At 60.2% G+C, this 14,577-nt stretch carries 15 protein-coding genes; 7 read left to right on the top strand and 8 right to left on the bottom strand.

Annotated features, from left to right (window positions below; translation table 11 throughout):
* Nucleotides 1–21 precede the first annotated feature (21 nt).
* Nucleotides 22–807 carry an inositol monophosphatase family protein gene (locus OLX72_RS12660; protein WP_114870931.1) on the bottom strand — a complete coding sequence of 262 codons (786 nt, stop codon included), beginning with the start codon at nucleotides 805–807 and terminating at the stop codon, nucleotides 22–24.
* Between the two features lie 16 nt (nucleotides 808–823).
* On the bottom strand, nucleotides 824–988 hold the full coding sequence (locus tag OLX72_RS12655; RefSeq protein ID WP_433988807.1) for a hypothetical protein: 165 nt from the start codon (nucleotides 986–988) through the stop codon (nucleotides 824–826).
* Here OLX72_RS12655 and OLX72_RS12650 point away from each other — a divergent pair.
* The gene (locus OLX72_RS12650) at nucleotides 987–2,027 is read left to right on the top strand and encodes an NADP-dependent oxidoreductase (RefSeq protein ID WP_114872349.1); all 1,041 of its coding nucleotides are present in this window, start codon (nucleotides 987–989) and stop codon (nucleotides 2,025–2,027) included. The two genes, OLX72_RS12655 and OLX72_RS12650, sit on opposite strands and share 2 nt — an antisense overlap.
* Here the strand turns inward: OLX72_RS12650 and OLX72_RS12645 are convergent.
* Nucleotides 2,024–2,929, bottom strand: a complete 906-nt coding sequence (locus OLX72_RS12645; protein ID WP_114870932.1) for a LysR family transcriptional regulator — start codon at nucleotides 2,927–2,929, stop codon at nucleotides 2,024–2,026. The genes OLX72_RS12650 and OLX72_RS12645 overlap by 4 nt on opposite strands.
* Nucleotides 2,930–3,025: 96 nt before the next feature.
* Here OLX72_RS12645 and metF point away from each other — a divergent pair, with 96 nt between their 5' ends.
* The 3 genes from metF to OLX72_RS12630 all read left to right on the top strand — a co-directional run bounded on the left by metF (nucleotide 3,026) and on the right by OLX72_RS12630 (nucleotide 5,546).
* Nucleotides 3,026–3,901: a methylenetetrahydrofolate reductase [NAD(P)H] gene (gene metF, locus OLX72_RS12640; protein WP_433988806.1), complete on the top strand. Its 876-nt coding sequence runs from the start codon at nucleotides 3,026–3,028 to the stop codon at nucleotides 3,899–3,901.
* A 62-nt stretch (nucleotides 3,902–3,963) separates the two neighbouring features.
* Nucleotides 3,964–4,449, top strand: coding sequence for a PaaI family thioesterase (locus OLX72_RS12635; RefSeq protein ID WP_433988805.1), 486 nt, complete (start codon nucleotides 3,964–3,966; stop codon nucleotides 4,447–4,449).
* A gap of 41 nt (nucleotides 4,450–4,490) precedes the next feature.
* Nucleotides 4,491–5,546, top strand: a complete 1,056-nt coding sequence (locus OLX72_RS12630) for an AbrB family transcriptional regulator (RefSeq protein WP_114870935.1) — start codon at nucleotides 4,491–4,493, stop codon at nucleotides 5,544–5,546.
* Here the strand turns inward: OLX72_RS12630 and OLX72_RS12625 are convergent.
* From OLX72_RS12625 to OLX72_RS12615, 3 genes are all read right to left on the bottom strand, one after another.
* A complete protein-coding gene (locus tag OLX72_RS12625; protein ID WP_433988804.1) occupies nucleotides 5,543–6,625 on the bottom strand; it encodes a DUF2235 domain-containing protein in 1,083 nt (360 codons plus the stop codon). The genes OLX72_RS12630 and OLX72_RS12625 overlap by 4 nt on opposite strands.
* Entirely contained in the window at nucleotides 6,603–8,900 is a 2,298-nt protein-coding gene (locus tag OLX72_RS12620) for a xanthine dehydrogenase family protein molybdopterin-binding subunit (protein WP_433988803.1), read from the bottom strand. Before OLX72_RS12620 ends, OLX72_RS12625 begins: the two co-directional genes overlap by 23 nt.
* A gap of 75 nt (nucleotides 8,901–8,975) precedes the next feature.
* Nucleotides 8,976–10,109: a type III PLP-dependent enzyme gene (locus tag OLX72_RS12615; RefSeq protein WP_433988802.1), complete on the bottom strand. Its 1,134-nt coding sequence runs from the start codon at nucleotides 10,107–10,109 to the stop codon at nucleotides 8,976–8,978.
* Between the two features lie 105 nt (nucleotides 10,110–10,214).
* Between OLX72_RS12615 and OLX72_RS12610 the strand changes: the two genes are divergently transcribed.
* Nucleotides 10,215–10,649 carry an Lrp/AsnC family transcriptional regulator gene (locus OLX72_RS12610; protein ID WP_114870939.1) on the top strand — a complete coding sequence of 145 codons (435 nt, stop codon included), beginning with the start codon at nucleotides 10,215–10,217 and terminating at the stop codon, nucleotides 10,647–10,649.
* 66 nt (nucleotides 10,650–10,715) lie between these two features.
* On the opposite strand, the gene efp is transcribed toward OLX72_RS12610, so the two are convergent.
* Complete coding sequence (gene efp, locus OLX72_RS12605) at nucleotides 10,716–11,279, bottom strand: elongation factor P (protein WP_433988801.1); 564 nt, start codon at nucleotides 11,277–11,279, stop codon at nucleotides 10,716–10,718.
* Nucleotides 11,280–11,497: 218 nt separating this feature from the next.
* On the opposite strand from efp, the gene OLX72_RS12600 reads away from it, so the two are divergent.
* Nucleotides 11,498–11,818, top strand: a complete 321-nt coding sequence (locus OLX72_RS12600) for a DUF6280 family protein (RefSeq protein WP_008228933.1) — start codon at nucleotides 11,498–11,500, stop codon at nucleotides 11,816–11,818.
* 76 nt (nucleotides 11,819–11,894) lie between these two features.
* Nucleotides 11,895–13,358, top strand: coding sequence for a cobyric acid synthase (locus OLX72_RS12595; protein WP_433988800.1), 1,464 nt, complete (start codon nucleotides 11,895–11,897; stop codon nucleotides 13,356–13,358).
* A gap of 12 nt (nucleotides 13,359–13,370) precedes the next feature.
* Here the strand turns inward: OLX72_RS12595 and OLX72_RS12590 are convergent, their stop codons facing one another.
* Nucleotides 13,371–14,558, bottom strand: coding sequence for a hypothetical protein (locus OLX72_RS12590; RefSeq protein WP_433988799.1), 1,188 nt, complete (start codon nucleotides 14,556–14,558; stop codon nucleotides 13,371–13,373).
* Nucleotides 14,559–14,577 lie beyond the last annotated feature (19 nt).

The raw sequence follows: 14,577 nt of genomic DNA, 5'->3' as shown, positions 1-14,577 counted from the left end.
CGTCAAAGCGGTAAAGGCGCCTTAGCCGCGGATGACTTTCGCAAACCCGGAAAAAATCGGTTCGTTTGCGCAGATGATTTCACCATCTTCCAGAATGTCGCCTTTGGGGTTCAGCGGTTCAACCAGCCCGCCCGCCTCGCGTACGATCAAAAGGCCCGCCGCCATGTCCCACGCATTCAGGCTGCGTTCCCAGAACCCGTCATACCGGCCGGCGGCGACATAGGCCAGATCCAGCGCGGCAGACCCGAACCGGCGCACGCCCGCACAAGCAGGCAGAACACGCGCCAGATCCTTCAAAGTATCCGGCAGATCGGCACGCCCGCCAAAGGGCAATCCGGTCGCAAAGATACATTCGATCATCCGGCTGCGCCCCGACACCCGCAAACGGGTTTCGTTCATCCATGCGCCGGCACCCTTTTCGGCAAAGAACAATTCGTCCTTGGACGCGTCATAGACCACACCCGCCACGATCTGGCTCTTGTGTTCCAGCGCGATCGAAACGGCCCAGTGGGGCAATCCGTGCAGGAAATTGGTCGTGCCATCCAACGGGTCCACGATCCAGCGGCGGGTCGGGTCTGCGCCCTCTTCTGCGCCGCCTTCTTCGGCCAGCCAGCCATAGGTGGGCCGCGCGCCCATCAATTCGTCTTTTATGATCTTTTCAGCCGCGATATCGGCCTTGGACACAAAATCGCCCGCGCCTTTCATCGACACTTGCAGGTTCTCGACCTCGCGAAAATCCTTGGCCAGGGCACGGCCTGCCTTGCGGGCCGTTTTCATCATGATGTTCAGATTGGCGCTGCCGACCATTTTCGGGGTTCTCCTGTCACGTCAGGCCGCGCGTATACGCCCCGAAACCCCGCTTGCCAAGGGCCGAGGACACCATACCGGCGGTGCACACGCAAACCGCCGCCGCGTCACGGTGCATGCGCTTGCGATCAGGGGCCATCCGGTCAACACTGATGGCGGATATCGCACAGGAGTCACCCATGCCCGAACAGATGCTTCGTATCGCCCTGGCCAGTCGTCCCACCGGCGCACCGACAGCAGAAAACTTTCGCCACGAGGCACAGCCGATGCCCGAACCCGGCAAGGACGAGGTGCTGGTCAAAGTGCATTACATATCCCTTGATCCCTATATGCGCGGGCGGATGGATGACGGGAAATCCTATGCCGCCCCCATCCCGGTTGGCGGCACGATGGAAGGGGGCGGCGTGGGCGAGGTGATTGCCTCTAACGCGTCCGGGTTTGAACCGGGCGATTTTGTTATGGGCTATATGGGCTGGGCCACCCACGCCGTGCAGCCCGCCAATGCCTTGCGCAAACTTGATCCAGCACATGGCCCGATCACCGCCGCCCTTGGTGTTCTGGGGATGCCGGGGTTCACCGGCTGGCACGGGTTGATGGAATATGGCCGCCCGAAAAAAGGCGAAACGCTGGTTGTCGCCGCGGCCACCGGCCCTGTCGGTTCGATGGTGGGTCAACTGGCCAAATCAATGGGGCTGCGTGCCGTGGGCATTGCAGGCGGCCCTGAAAAATGCGCGCTGGCCGTCGACAGGTTCGGGTTTGATGCCTGCGTTGATCACCGCGCACACGAAACCTCATCGACCCTGCGCAAGGCCATCGCCGCCCACTGCCCCGATGGCGTCGACATTTATTTCGAAAACGTCGGTGGCAAAGTGCTTGAGGCGGTGTTCCCGTTATTGAACACCCATGCACGTATCCCGATCTGCGGCATGATCAGCTGGTACAATACGGGCGGATTGGGGGCCAACGCCCCGTCCGGGGGATTGACTGTCCCTGCTCTCTGGAGCGCCGCACTGGTCAAGTTCATGTCGATCAATGGCTTTATCATCTCGAACCACTGGGACCGGTTGCCCACCTTTCTGGCCGAAGTCGGGCCAAAGGTGGCCAAAGGCGATATTGCCTATCTGGAAGACATCACCGTCGGGCTGGAAAACGCGCCGGACGCCTTCATCGGTTTGTTAGAAGGCAGGAATATCGGCAAGCAATTGGTCAAGATCGCCTAGACCGCCTGCAACTTGCGTGCCTCAACCCGCGCCAACCGGATCAGATCGGCCATGTAGGGCTTGGTGCGGTCCGCACTGCGCACGGCGGCAAACAAGCGGCGGGTGATCCCCTTTTCCGTCAGCGGGCGGGTCACGTAATCAGAGTTGTATTTGACCTCTCGCACAACCCAGTCCGGCAGAACCGAAACGCCGCGGTTCGATGCAACCAGCAACAGGATCACCGCCGTCAGTTCCACCTGCCGGATCGCGGCAGGTTCGACCTTGGCGGGAATCAAAAGCTGCGAAAACACATCCAATCGTGTGCGTTCCACCGGATAGGTGATCAGGGTCTGGCCGCGAAAATCCTCGGCCTCGATATAGGGTTTTTGCGACAGCGGGTGCGCCGAGGACGCGACGAAAACCGGCGCGTAATCGAACAGTTCGACAAAATCCACGCCTGCAAGGTCTTCGGGATCGGACGATACGACCAGATCAACCTCTTCCTTGTCCAGCGCGGGCATTGCGTCAAACGCCAGACCGGGGCGGATATCCACATCCACATCGGGCCAGCGCTTGCGGAACTCTTCCAGCACCGGAAACAGCCATTCAAAACAGGCGTGGCATTCGATCGCGATGTGCAAGCGCCCCGTGGTGCCGCCGCGCAGATTGGCAAATTCGTGTTGCAAGGCTTCGACTTGCGGCAACACCTGTTCGGCCAGTCGCAGCAGCCGCAATCCCGCCGCCGACAGCTTCATCGGCTTGGAGCGGCGAATGAACAGTTCCACCCCGGTCTGGTCCTCCAGCCCCTTGATCTGATGCGACAGGGCCGACTGCGTGATGTGCAACTGCTCTGCCGCGCGGGCCAGCCCGCCCGCCTCGTGAATGGCCTTGATGGTGCGCAGGTGACGGAATTCGATATGCATGAATACAAATCCAACTCATGTTATACTTGAATATTATGAAATTGTCTCACACTCGGTGCGCTGCCACAAGGGGTCAACACATAAAGGTATCCCATCATGACACACCGCACACCGCCCGCCGTTTCGTTCGAATTCTTTCCGCCCAAAGACCTCGCCGGATCGTTCCGGCTGTGGGATACGGTGCAATCCCTTGCCCCGCTGGAGCCTGATTTCGTGTCCGTCACATACGGCGCAGGCGGCACCACACGCGATCTTACCCGCGATGCCGTGGCCACGCTGCACACAGCGTCCGGCCTGAACGTGGCGGCGCACCTGACCTGTGTCGATGCCACACGCGCCGAAACCCTGAAGATCGCCGCCGATTTCGCCGCTGCCGGAGTATCCGATATCGTGGCTTTGCGGGGCGATCCGCCCAAGGGCACTGAAAAATTCACCCCCCACCCCGACGGGTTCGACAACGTCTGTGACCTGATCAGCGCGCTGGCGGACACCGGAACATTCAACATCCGTGTGGGGGCCTACCCCGAAAAACACCCCGAAGCGGCAGATATGGCAGCCAATATCGACTGGCTGAAACGCAAGATCGACGCCGGAGCCAACAGCGCCATCACGCAGTTCTTTTTCGAGGCAGACACGTTCCTGCGGTTTCGCGACGCGTGCGCCGATGCCGGCATTACCGCGCCGATCACGCCCGGTATCCTGCCCATCGAAAACTGGGCCGGCGCGCGCGCGTTCGCGCGGCGCTGCGGTACTACCATACCCGCATGGCTCGATTCCGCGTTCGAAAAGGCGACCCGCGACAACCGCGCCGATCTGCTGGCCACCGCCGTCTGCACCGAACTCTGTGACAAGTTGCTGGAAAACGGCGTGGACACATTGCATTTCTACACGCTGAACCGGCCGGAACTGACGCGCGATGTATGTCACGCACTGGGGATCACCCCGCGCGTGCAATTGCGCCATGTTGCTTAGGGCTTGCACCTGATCGCGGGCCTTTCTAGCGTGGCGCAAACACACGCAAAACAGGCCCAGCGATGCATTTTGCCCAGAAACCGGACGATCTGGCCGATCGTGAAACACTTCTGTCGATGTCCGGCCTTGAATTCATGCAAGCCATCCTGAACGGGCACCTGCCCGCACCTGCCATCGCGCAGACCATGGGCATACGCGTTCACGCGGTTGCAGACGGACAGGTCACGTTTTGCGGCACACCGGAATTCAACGTCACCAACCCCGTGGGCGCAGTGCATGGCGGATGGTATGGCACGTTGCTTGACAGCGCACTGGGCTGCGCGGTCATGACCAAAGTGCCAAAGGGTTCGGTTGATACGACGCTGGAATACAAGATAAACATCACCCGCGCGATCCCGCTGGGTATGCTGGTCAACTGCACCGCAATTGTTGATCACGCGGGCCGTTCGACCTGCGTTGCCCATGGCGAAATCCGAGGCGTCGAAGACGGCAGGCTTTATGCCACCGGATCAACCACCTGCATCATCATGAACTTCGGCGGCGCGTAATCCCGCTTCCGGCGCGGGATCAGAAATGCTAGCCGTGAACCATGTCTTACTGGCCCGGTTTTCGCGACATCTTTGTCACCGCCTATACGCTGGGTGCCGGCGCGCTTGGGGCGCTGATCGGCTATTGGATCGGTCTGCCGGTCTATCTTCTGACCGGACCGGCACTACTGATCAGCCTTGCCACCCTGACCGGGCTGCACCTTGCGATTGCCCCTGTGGTTCGGGATTTTGCGTTTATCCTGATCGGCATCAGCATCGGCGCGGGCGTTGATCCGCAGGCGGCAGACGCCTTCATACGCTGGCCGATCGCGTTTCTGATGCTGGCTTTCATGCTGATCCTGACATTGATCCTGTGCCGCGACCTGCTAGTCCGGGTATTCGGGTTTGATCCCCGCAGCGCCGTTCTGGCCGCCAGCCCCGGCCATCTCAGCTATATCATCAGCCTCAGCGAAAGCATGAAGGTCGATATCAGCCGCGTCGCGGTGGTGCAGTCGGTCCGCCTGCTGGCGCTTACACTATGCGTGCCCTTTGCCGCGCTAGCGTTCGGGATCCGGATTGATACGGCCTTTGCCTCGTCCGCGCCGCTGATGCGGGTGGATCACGCGATTGTACTGTTCTGTCTGTCTCTGGTGTTTGGCCTGATCCTGAAACGCGCCAATGCCCCCGCCGCGCTATTGATCGCCGCGATGATCGTTTCGGCGGCCGCGCATCTCTCTGAACGTGCGCCGGGTGTTCTGTCGCCCCAGATCACCCACGCGATGTTTGTTGTCATGGGCACACTGATCGGCACCCGGTTTTCCGGCATCCACCTGGCAGCATTGCGCAAAACACTGGTTGCAGGGTTGTCCACAACCCTGCTGACCGTGTTGCTTGCGATGGCGGCCGCGGTGCCCGTGGCCTATGCGCTTGGCCTGCCCGTCGCGCATGTGCTGATCGCCTTTGCGCCCGGCGGCTTGGAAACCATGGTTGTGATGGGCGTTGTACTGGGCGCCAATCCCGGCTTTGTGGCCGCATGCCACGTGGCGCGCCTGTTGTTCCTGACCGTGCTGGTACCTGCCGTTCTGGCCCGCGCCCCCAAGGATCGCAGCCTGCCCTAACCGAATTGCGGCCCTTCTTCGGCCAGCATCAGCGCCGATTTCGACAGCGTATCAGAATGAACATTGACCGTTTCATGCAACCGCTCGCAGCGTGTTTGCCCTACCACACGGGCACGGCGCAAAAGAAACATCTTGCCATAGCCGCGCCATTTCCCGACGGACGGCGCATCGGGGTCGGTCGGAAACCGGCTGGCCCAGTTTTCCGGCAACGGCAAACCGCATTCCTGTGCGCGCTCCAACATCCAGACAAAGGAAATATTGGCCAGGGGCCGCGCCGGGTAAAACCCGCTAAGTTGCCCGCCGACATCGCCATGTGTGCCGCGAAACCACACCTGTTCCACCCGGCCGTTCCATTCCTGCGGGCACTCCCACAAGACAGGGGTAAAAACCTCGCGGTTTTCATCCAGCGCAAGGGCGTGAAACCCGTGTTTTACCGATGGCACCAGATCGTGGTTGTGAAAATCGTGGCGCTTTGCATCCAGCCGCCACAACAGCGGCACCCGCAAGCCCAGCGCCTTGACCGTGTCCCAGACGCCGACCATCTCGATTTCGGTCTGCGCGTGACAATAGGCGCGGGCAAACGCGGCCGCAAAGCTGTTGCCGGGATTGCACTGGTAATGCCTGTAAACCTCGCGGATGTTGCGTTCGGTCGCATGCTCCGCCTTGACCAGCCCGACCATGTCGATAACACCCGCCAGCGACCGAACCGCATAGGCACCACGCGAATATCCCATCAGATAAATGCTGTCACCGGGGCGATAACGCGATGCCAGATACCCGTAGGCGCGCCTGATCTGCCGGTTGATCCCGCGCCCCATCATCACATCAGGCGCGGCGCGCCAATCCATGAACTGCAACCCCGCCTCGTAATAAAGCGACACGTCGCCGTTCATTTCACGCAACAGTTTATAGGTTTGTCCGGCGTGGGTTTCATAGCCGGGTTCCAGCGTGGACATCGTCCCGTCCAGAATGATCACATGGCTGACAGGGCCGCGCCCGCGCGGTTTGCTTGACCGGGCGCGCGACAACCGCGCCCGCAGCCACGCCGAAAATGCATTAGTCAGCCGGTTCAGTTGCATCCTGTAACAATTCCCATACTCGTAATGGCGTAAACGGCATGTCCGCCTGCCTGACACCTTTGTTCCACAGCGCATCCTGCACCGCATTGGCCACCGCCGCCATGGACCCGACTGTCCCGGCCTCACCGCAGCCTTTCATCCCCATGGGATTGGCCGTCGATGGCACCGGTTCAGAGCGAAAGCCAATCATGGGCAGATCATCGGCCCTTGGCATGGCGTAGTCCATGAAACTTGCCGTGAGCAGTTGGCCATCTTCATCATAGACCACCCGCTCGCTCAGCGCCTGACCAAGACCCTGGGCCACACCTCCATGTACCTGACCTTCGGCCAGCATCGGGTTGATAAGATTCCCGAAATCGTCCACCACACAGTACTTATCCACCCGCGTCACGCCGGTTTCCGGATCAATCACAACTTCCGCGACATGCGCACCGTTCGGGTAGGATCGCGCCGGCAAAGTGGCGCGCGCCTCGTGCTCCAGCAAATCGGTGCGCCCGTCCGCGCGCGCCATGTCGGCCGCTTCCAGCAGGGTCGGGGTCATATTCGACCCCGGCGCGCGAAATGTTTCATCGTCAAACACAACATCTTCTCTTTCCACCCCCATCTTATCTGCCAGATAGGGCGTAAATGCGGCGATCATCGTGTCAACTGTGGCCAGCGTGGCATGGGTTTGCACCGTCACAGACCGTGACCCGCCTGTGCCACCACCCTTGGCAATCAGATCACTGTCGCCCTGCACCACATGGATGCGGTCCGCCGGAATACCGGTCTGGTCCGCCAGAAACTGCGCATAGACCGTTTCATGCCCCTGCCCGTTTGATTGTGTGCCCACAAGAATATGCACTGTCCCGTCCGCGTTAAAGACCACCTTGGCACCTTCCGAAGGATCGCCCAGAATACTTTCAATATAGTAACACAAGCCCTGCCCGCGCAGCTGGCCCCGCGCGCCATCCGCCGCCTTGCGCGCGGCAAAACCGGCGGCATCCGCCTCGACCGCGGCCCGCGCCAGCACCTTGTGAAAATCACCAACATCGTAAAGTTCGCCGGTGGCCGACGTATAGGGAAACGCACCCGCAGGAATGAAATTGCGCCGCCGCAACTCCCACGGATCAACGCCCAGTTCGCGTGCCGCGCGGTCCATCGCCCGTTCCAGCACATAAATCGCCTCAGGGCGGCCCGCGCCGCGGTAGGCATCAACCTGCGCCGTGTTCGTGTAATAGCCTTCCACCTGCAACCACGTGGTTTGCACATCGTAACAGCCCATAAGAACCTTGGAAAACAGCAGGGTCTGGATCGGCTGGGCGAATTGCGAATTATAGGCACCCAGATTGCATTTGGTGCGCACCCGATAAGCCGTGATCTTGTGGTTCTCGTCAAAGGCCAGTTCCGCCAGAGAGTCCAGATCGCGCCCGCCATTGTCGCTCAGCATCGCCTCGGTCCGCTCGGACATCCAGCGCACAGGGCGGGTCAGCATCCGCGCGGCCTGCGCCACCACGAAATATTCCGGATAGGGCATCGCCTTCATGCCAAACCCGCCACCTACATCGGGGATGGTGACGCGCACGTTTTCGGGCGGCAAGCCCGTCATCGCGCACAACTGATCCTTGAGGCCCCAAACCCCCTGCCCGTTGAACGCCACGTGTAATCTGTTGCCGTCCCAATCAGCGAAACAGCCGCGCGGCTCCATGGAATTCACGATAATCCGGTTGTCAGCCACATTCAGACGCACCACATGCGCCGCCGCGGCAAAGGCCGCATCGGTCGCCGCTTCATCACCCATGCCCCAGTCAAAGGCGCGGTTGTCGGGCGCTTCGTCATGCAGGGGCGCGCCACCCGGGCCGACATCGGTTTTGACAGGCAGTTCTTCGTAATCCAGAGCGATCAACTCGGCGGCGTCGCGCGCCTGTTCGTGGCTGTCCGCCACGATCATCGCAACCGGATCGCCGACAAACCGCACCCGCCCGCGCGCCAGAAAGGGCCGCACCGGCGCGGCGGCCTTGGTTCCGTCGCGATTGTCCAGAATTGTGGCTCGCATTGCCGTGGTGATGCCGGCGGCATCCAGATCATCACTGCTCAGAACCAGATGCACCCCGTCAGCGGCGCGCGCCTCTTCCAGATCGAGGGATATGATCCTTGCATGCGCCACGGGCGAGCGGAACACATAGGCATGCAATGCGCCCGCAGGCGCCACATCATCAATATATCCACCGCCACCCGTCAGAAACCGCAGGTCTTCGACCCGCCGCACCGGCTGGCTTTTCCCGAATTTTTCCATGATCTGCCCTTTGCCTTCTGCGCTCGTCCGGACACTAGCCCCAAGTGCGCCAGTGTCCAGCAGATGGCGCGCAGATCAGCGCAGGCTTTGTGTACTGATCACATCGCGCAGGCCATAGCCGTTGAACGCAGTGCTCATCGCGATCGAATAGGCGCCCATGGCGTCAAACAGAACATAATCGCCCGCCTGCAGGTCATCCGGCAGCGGCAACCCGTCGGGCAACCGATCCAGACTGTCACAGGTTGGTCCGAATACCACGCGCGGGCGCGGCGCAGCCTCCCGCAACTGTCCATCCGGCGCATAAACACGCACACGATGCGACAGCGCCATGTCGCGCAGATCGGCCAGCCCACCATAGATACCATCGTTCAGAAACAGCTGATCGGGGGCGCGCACGGCCTTGACCCGCGCAGCCAGCGAAAACGCCTCGGCCACCATCGCGCGGCCCGGTTCACACAGCAGATCAGGGCGCTGCGCGCCAAAAGCATCGGTGACAGCACCGTCAATAGCATGGAAAACAGCAACCAGATCGGGCACAACCGGCCCGCGGTGCGCGGCAAACCCGCCCCCCACATTCAGGCGCCCGGTTGTCACACCTGCCGTTTTCGTGATCTCCGCAGCCGCACGGATATAGACCGCCCAGACATTCGGATCTTCGCACTGGGTGCCCGGATGAAAGCACAGGGACGGCGCAAAGCCCATTTCGGCAACGGCGCGCAGCAATTCCACCGCGCGTTCGGGCGTTGCCCCGAATTTGGCACCGAAATCATAGGCCGCACCCGACACGGGCAAGGCAAAGCGCACTGCAACCTCGCAGTCACGCGGCACCGCATGCAACTTGCGTAATTCGCCCACGTCATCGACAGACCAGCTGGCCACACCGGCGGCGATACCCGCAGTGATCTCTGCAGCCGACCGGACAGGGTTATTGTAATGCAGTGTGGCACTTGGCAGAGCACGGCGCACGGCCGCCATTTCAGCAGGCGATGCGACATCAAAAGCGGTCAGTCCGGCAGCCACCAGATTGTCCAGCACAACAGCACTGTCATTGGCCTTGACCGCATAGGTCACCAACCCGTCAAAGCCGCCCTGAAACTGGCGCGCCGTTGCCTGCAACAATGCCGGATCAAAATACAAAACCGGCTGGTCCGGCTGTTCGCGCGCCAGATGTGTGGCCGGATCGCGCCAAAGTGTCGGGTTCTGCTGCATCTTTAACCTCGTCTGTTTTTTTCCAGTTTCTTCTGTTTCATTGTCGATTCAACGTATCACTTATGTTAATTCAGAGTCATTGATCGGCATATCGAAGGCTAATTGATGCAAATCGACGAAACGGATACGAAATTGCTGCGCCTGTTGCGTGAAAACGCGCGCCTGCCTGTCAGCACACTGGCCGCGCGTCTGGGGCTGGCACGCACCACAGTGCAGGCGCGGATCGAACGTCTGGAAAAGACTGGTACGATTTTGGGCTATACGCTGCGCACAGGCGGGCATCTGCGCCCGCGCCTACGCGCGACGGCCCTTGTCAGCATCGAACCGCGCAGTGGCCCCGCCGTTCTGGACCGGCTGCGATCGCTGTCAGGCGTCGAAGTGGTGCACACCACGGCGGGGCGCTTTGATCTGATGGTACAGATTTCCGCCGGATCAACCGAAGAACTGGACGCCACGCTGGACCGCATCGGCGAGGCGCGCGGCGTGCGCAGTTCGGAAAGCCTGATCCATCTGGCAACAAAACTGGACCGCGTGATCTAGGATTCGCAGCAGTTCCGACAAAAAAAGGCGGCCCCCAAAAGGCCGCCTTTTGAAAATGACGTCACGTCACGCGCGTTCGGAATATTCCATCGTTTCGGTGTTCACCACCACGTCTTCGTCCTGACCGACAAAGGGCGGAACCATGATCTTTACACCGTTATCAAGGATCGCAGGCTTGAACGAATTTGCCGCAGTCTGGCCTTTGACCACCGGTTCAGTCTCGACAATCTTGCACACCACTTTTTGTGGCAGCGACGCGCTCAGCGCCTCGCTTTCATGAAACTCGACCACAACGGTCATACCGTCCTGAAGGAACGGACGGCGATCCCCCAGAATATCAGCGGGAACTTCGACCTGTTCATAGGTTTCCGCATCCATGAAAACCAGCATCCCATCGTTTTCATACAGAAATTGCTGGTCTTTTTGTTCCAGACGCACCCGTTCCACCTTGTCGGCAGAGCGGAATCTTTCGTTCAGTTTCGATCCGTTTCGCAGGTTCTTCATTTCCACCTGCGCAAACGCGCCGCCCTTTCCGGGTTTGACGTGATCGACTTTCACAGCGGCCCACAGACCACCATTGTGCTCCAGTATATTCCCTGGGCGGATTTCGTTTCCGTTAATTTTGGGCATGTGCAGAAACCATGGCAAAAGGTTGATGAAAAGTTGATCGCACCTATATCTGGCGGGATAGAGGCTGGCAAGACAACCATATCTCGTGCTGCATATGCAGAAAGCCATGCGACAAGCGCATAGGCGTTATGCGTTTACGGGGTATCCGAATCGAAACTAATGCTTCATAAGAAACGCCACGCCGAAAATGCAAGAGCAAGAAAAACAAGGATGACGAGATGAAAGATTTCGTTGACGGCACAGCCTTTAATAACGAGCAAGGCAACCGTGCACGCAAACTATTCGCAGCTGTCGTATTGGCTGCACTGGACGACGCCATCGCCGACGACAAGAAGTATGGCAATGGTCCTGAACAGATCGCCCGCTGGGCCCGTTCCCGTGACGGGCGCGAGGTGCTGTCGTGCGCGGGCATCGACCCGAACGAACGTGTCGTGACCGGGCTGATGGATTTCGTCGGCAAGGGCGTGCGTACGTCTGTCGCCCTGTCGCGCGAAGAAAGCGAACGCCGCAACGCTGCCCAGCAGGCCGAAGCCGCCTAAGCGACCACGTCAGTTCAAGACGACCTGGAACGCGCCTTTGGGGCGCGTTTTTTGGTGGCACACCGAAAGGGCCACAATGGCGCGATGCATAATGATCCAAGGCACCGGCACCAATGTCGGCAAGTCCATGATCGTGGCGGGCCTTGCGCGCGCCTTTGTGCGCCGCGGCCTGTCCGTGCGTCCGTTCAAACCGCAAAACATGTCCAACAACGCCGCTGTCACACCGGATGGCGGCGAAATCGGGCGCGCGCAGGCACTGCAGGCGCGTGCGGCCTGTGTTGCCCCGCACATCGATATGAACCCCGTTCTTTTGAAACCGCAAAGCACGACAGGCGCGCAGGTCATCGTACAGGGCAAGGTGCGCGGGATGCAGTTGGCCAAGAACTACGGCCAGCACAAACACAACCTGCTGCCCGATGTACTGGACAGTTTTTACCGCCTTGCACAAGCCTGTGATCTTGTCCTGATCGAAGGCGCCGGCAGCCCGTCTGAAACCAATTTGCGTGCCGGCGACATTGCCAATATGGGCTTTGCCACGGCTGCAGACGTACCTGTTGTCCTGTTCGGTGATATTGATCGAGGCGGTGTCATCGCGCAGATTGTCGGCACTTCGGCGGTACTGGATATCGCCGACCTGAAACAGATAAAAGCGTTTGGGATCAACAAGTTTCGCGGTGATATTCGCCTTTTTGATGACGGGCTAAGCGATATCGTTGCGCGAACTGGCTGGCCTTGTCTTGGTGTCATCCCATGGTTTGACGGTGCCGCGCACCTGCCCGCCGAAGACGTGATGGACATCACCTCCAAATCCGGTGGCGATTTCAAGATCGCCGTGCCCCGCCTGCCCCGCATCGCAAATTTCGACGATCTCGATCCCCTGTCGCAGGAACCCGGTGTCAGCGTTGCCTTTATCGAACCCGGCACGGCCCTGCCCGGCGATGCCGATCTGGTTCTGATCCCCGGAAGCAAGGCCACACTGGCCGATCTGGCTGCGTTTCGCAGTGCCGGATGGGATGTTGATCTGGCCGCCCACATCCGTCGTGGCGGGCAGGTTATGGGCATTTGCGGCGGTTATCAGATGTTGGGGCAAACCCTGTCAGATCCGCTGGGCATCGAAGGGCCGCCGGAAACGGTAGAAGGGTTGGGGCATCTCAATGTGCACACCGTTCTGGAACCGCACAAACAGGTCACGCAGGTTTCCGGCCATGACTGCCACAGCGGCGCCCCTGTCGAAGGCTACGAAATTCACATGGGCCAGACCACCGGCCCCGATTGCGCGCGCCCCTGGCTGACAATCAACGGCCAACCCGCCGGGGCCGCCAGTGCCAACGCCCTTGTCCGCGGCTGCTATGTGCACGGGTTGTTCGCATCCGACAGGTTTCGTGCTGCTTTTCTTGCAAATCACGGAGTCGCCTCGGATCACAGCTATGATCAGACGGTCGAAACCGCGCTGGACGCTTTGGCCCAGCATCTTGAACGCCACATGGATATTGATGCACTGTTAGCTCTGGCAACAGAGGTCAGGCCGCAGCCCCGTTAACCGGGCCAGTGTTCAGTCCAGATCCAGTTCGGCCAAGGCACGCTGGATTTCGCGCCGCACCAGTTTACGCACATTGCGGGTGATCCGTTCACCCAGCCTGCCCTGCAACTCCTGACGCACAATATCACTGACAAGCTCCCGAAGGGATTCTTCGTCCAGAACCGCATCACCCTCATCAACCTGTTCAAAGTCGATCGGATCACCGCGATGGCGGAATTGCGGTTGCGCCACAAATACATCCTCGTCCCGCTCTGCTTGCGGGTCTTGCGCTTCAAATGCAGGTTCAACGTTGCCCGATTGATCGGCATCGATGTCATGCAAAACCGTTGTGGTGTCCGCTGCGGCCGCTTCCGGTGGGGTCTGATCTTCGTGATCTTCCCACTCCATCGCCTCGACTTCGGTGCCGGAATAATCGTCCTTGCCGGTGTCATCCGGCTCCCACTGGTCCGGGGTCTTGGCGATGACCTCTTCCAGCGCGGCAATTTTTTCCGTCAATTCCTTGGTCGAGGCACGGCGGAATACCAAAGGTGCATCGGGTGCCACGTCTTCGGTCTTGTCAAACAGGCTCTCGGCCGTCTCGTCCTGTTCCGGATCGGGTGTTTCATCGCTGTCCGCATGCTGATCTTCTGACACAGCTTCGGGCTGGCCCCACTGTGTATCGTGATCTTCCACGCGCTGTTCCACTGTGTTTTCAGCGGCTTGCGCCCCTTCATCTTCAGGCGCATCTTCTTCGGTCGGGCGGTTGTCCTTTGCGCATTCCTGATCTGGCGCAGTTTGACGCGCCTCTTTGCGCAAATGGTTCAGAAAGAAATACGAACTGCTTGCCGACCCGCCGGCCTGCGCCGAATACCCTGCGTTCCGGTTGCTATTCTGCGCATCGGCCTGCGGTGCTTCGTCCGCTTGCGCGGGCGCGGCTTGCTCTGCCGGTTCTGCCTGCGTGTCCTCTGTCAGGCCGGATGCATCCTGCGCAACAGCCGCGTCGGCAATCGCTTCAACCTCGTCCGGTTCGGGATGCGTTTCGGCCCATTTGGTTTCGTCGTCATCCTGCACCCGCAGCGCAGGCGTCAGAACCAACCGGCCCGGCGCTGTATCCGGCCCAGTGCCGGCCGCCACCTCTTTGGGGCGAACATCACTCGATACAAGACGGCGTATCGAAGACAAAACGTCCTCAACGTCGGCGCGGTTTACTGGGTCTGGCATACACTCACTTCCACAATCG

Source organism: Sulfitobacter sp. TBRI5 (assembly GCF_051013555.1).
Classification (GTDB): domain Bacteria; phylum Pseudomonadota; class Alphaproteobacteria; order Rhodobacterales; family Rhodobacteraceae; genus JL08.
Note: the sequence above shows the minus strand (reverse complement) of the source record. Positions and strands in the feature narration are given on the sequence as shown.

What these genes read in the sequence shown, in the direction of transcription:
- OLX72_RS12655 (WP_433988807.1), bottom strand. Translation starts at nt 988, where the DNA reads ATGGGTGACTCCTGTGCGATATCCGCCATCAGTGTTGACCGGATGGCC.
- OLX72_RS12625 (WP_433988804.1), bottom strand. Translation starts at nt 6,625, where the DNA reads ATGCAACTGAACCGGCTGACTAATGCATTTTCGGCGTGGCTGCGGGCG.
- OLX72_RS12590 (WP_433988799.1), bottom strand. Translation starts at nt 14,558, where the DNA reads ATGCCAGACCCAGTAAACCGCGCCGACGTTGAGGACGTTTTGTCTTCG.
- OLX72_RS12610 (WP_114870939.1), top strand. Translation starts at nt 10,215, where the DNA reads ATGCAAATCGACGAAACGGATACGAAATTGCTGCGCCTGTTGCGTGAA.
- OLX72_RS12620 (WP_433988803.1), bottom strand. Translation starts at nt 8,900, where the DNA reads ATGGAAAAATTCGGGAAAAGCCAGCCGGTGCGGCGGGTCGAAGACCTG.
- metF (WP_433988806.1), top strand. Translation starts at nt 3,026, where the DNA reads ATGACACACCGCACACCGCCCGCCGTTTCGTTCGAATTCTTTCCGCCC.
- OLX72_RS12635 (WP_433988805.1), top strand. Translation starts at nt 3,964, where the DNA reads ATGCATTTTGCCCAGAAACCGGACGATCTGGCCGATCGTGAAACACTT.
- OLX72_RS12600 (WP_008228933.1), top strand. Translation starts at nt 11,498, where the DNA reads ATGAAAGATTTCGTTGACGGCACAGCCTTTAATAACGAGCAAGGCAAC.
- OLX72_RS12630 (WP_114870935.1), top strand. Translation starts at nt 4,491, where the DNA reads ATGTCTTACTGGCCCGGTTTTCGCGACATCTTTGTCACCGCCTATACG.
- OLX72_RS12645 (WP_114870932.1), bottom strand. Translation starts at nt 2,929, where the DNA reads ATGCATATCGAATTCCGTCACCTGCGCACCATCAAGGCCATTCACGAG.
- OLX72_RS12650 (WP_114872349.1), top strand. Translation starts at nt 987, where the DNA reads ATGCCCGAACAGATGCTTCGTATCGCCCTGGCCAGTCGTCCCACCGGC.
- OLX72_RS12660 (WP_114870931.1), bottom strand. Translation starts at nt 807, where the DNA reads ATGGTCGGCAGCGCCAATCTGAACATCATGATGAAAACGGCCCGCAAG.
- efp (WP_433988801.1), bottom strand. Translation starts at nt 11,279, where the DNA reads ATGCCCAAAATTAACGGAAACGAAATCCGCCCAGGGAATATACTGGAG.
- OLX72_RS12595 (WP_433988800.1), top strand. Translation starts at nt 11,895, where the DNA reads ATGGCGCGATGCATAATGATCCAAGGCACCGGCACCAATGTCGGCAAG.
- OLX72_RS12615 (WP_433988802.1), bottom strand. Translation starts at nt 10,109, where the DNA reads ATGCAGCAGAACCCGACACTTTGGCGCGATCCGGCCACACATCTGGCG.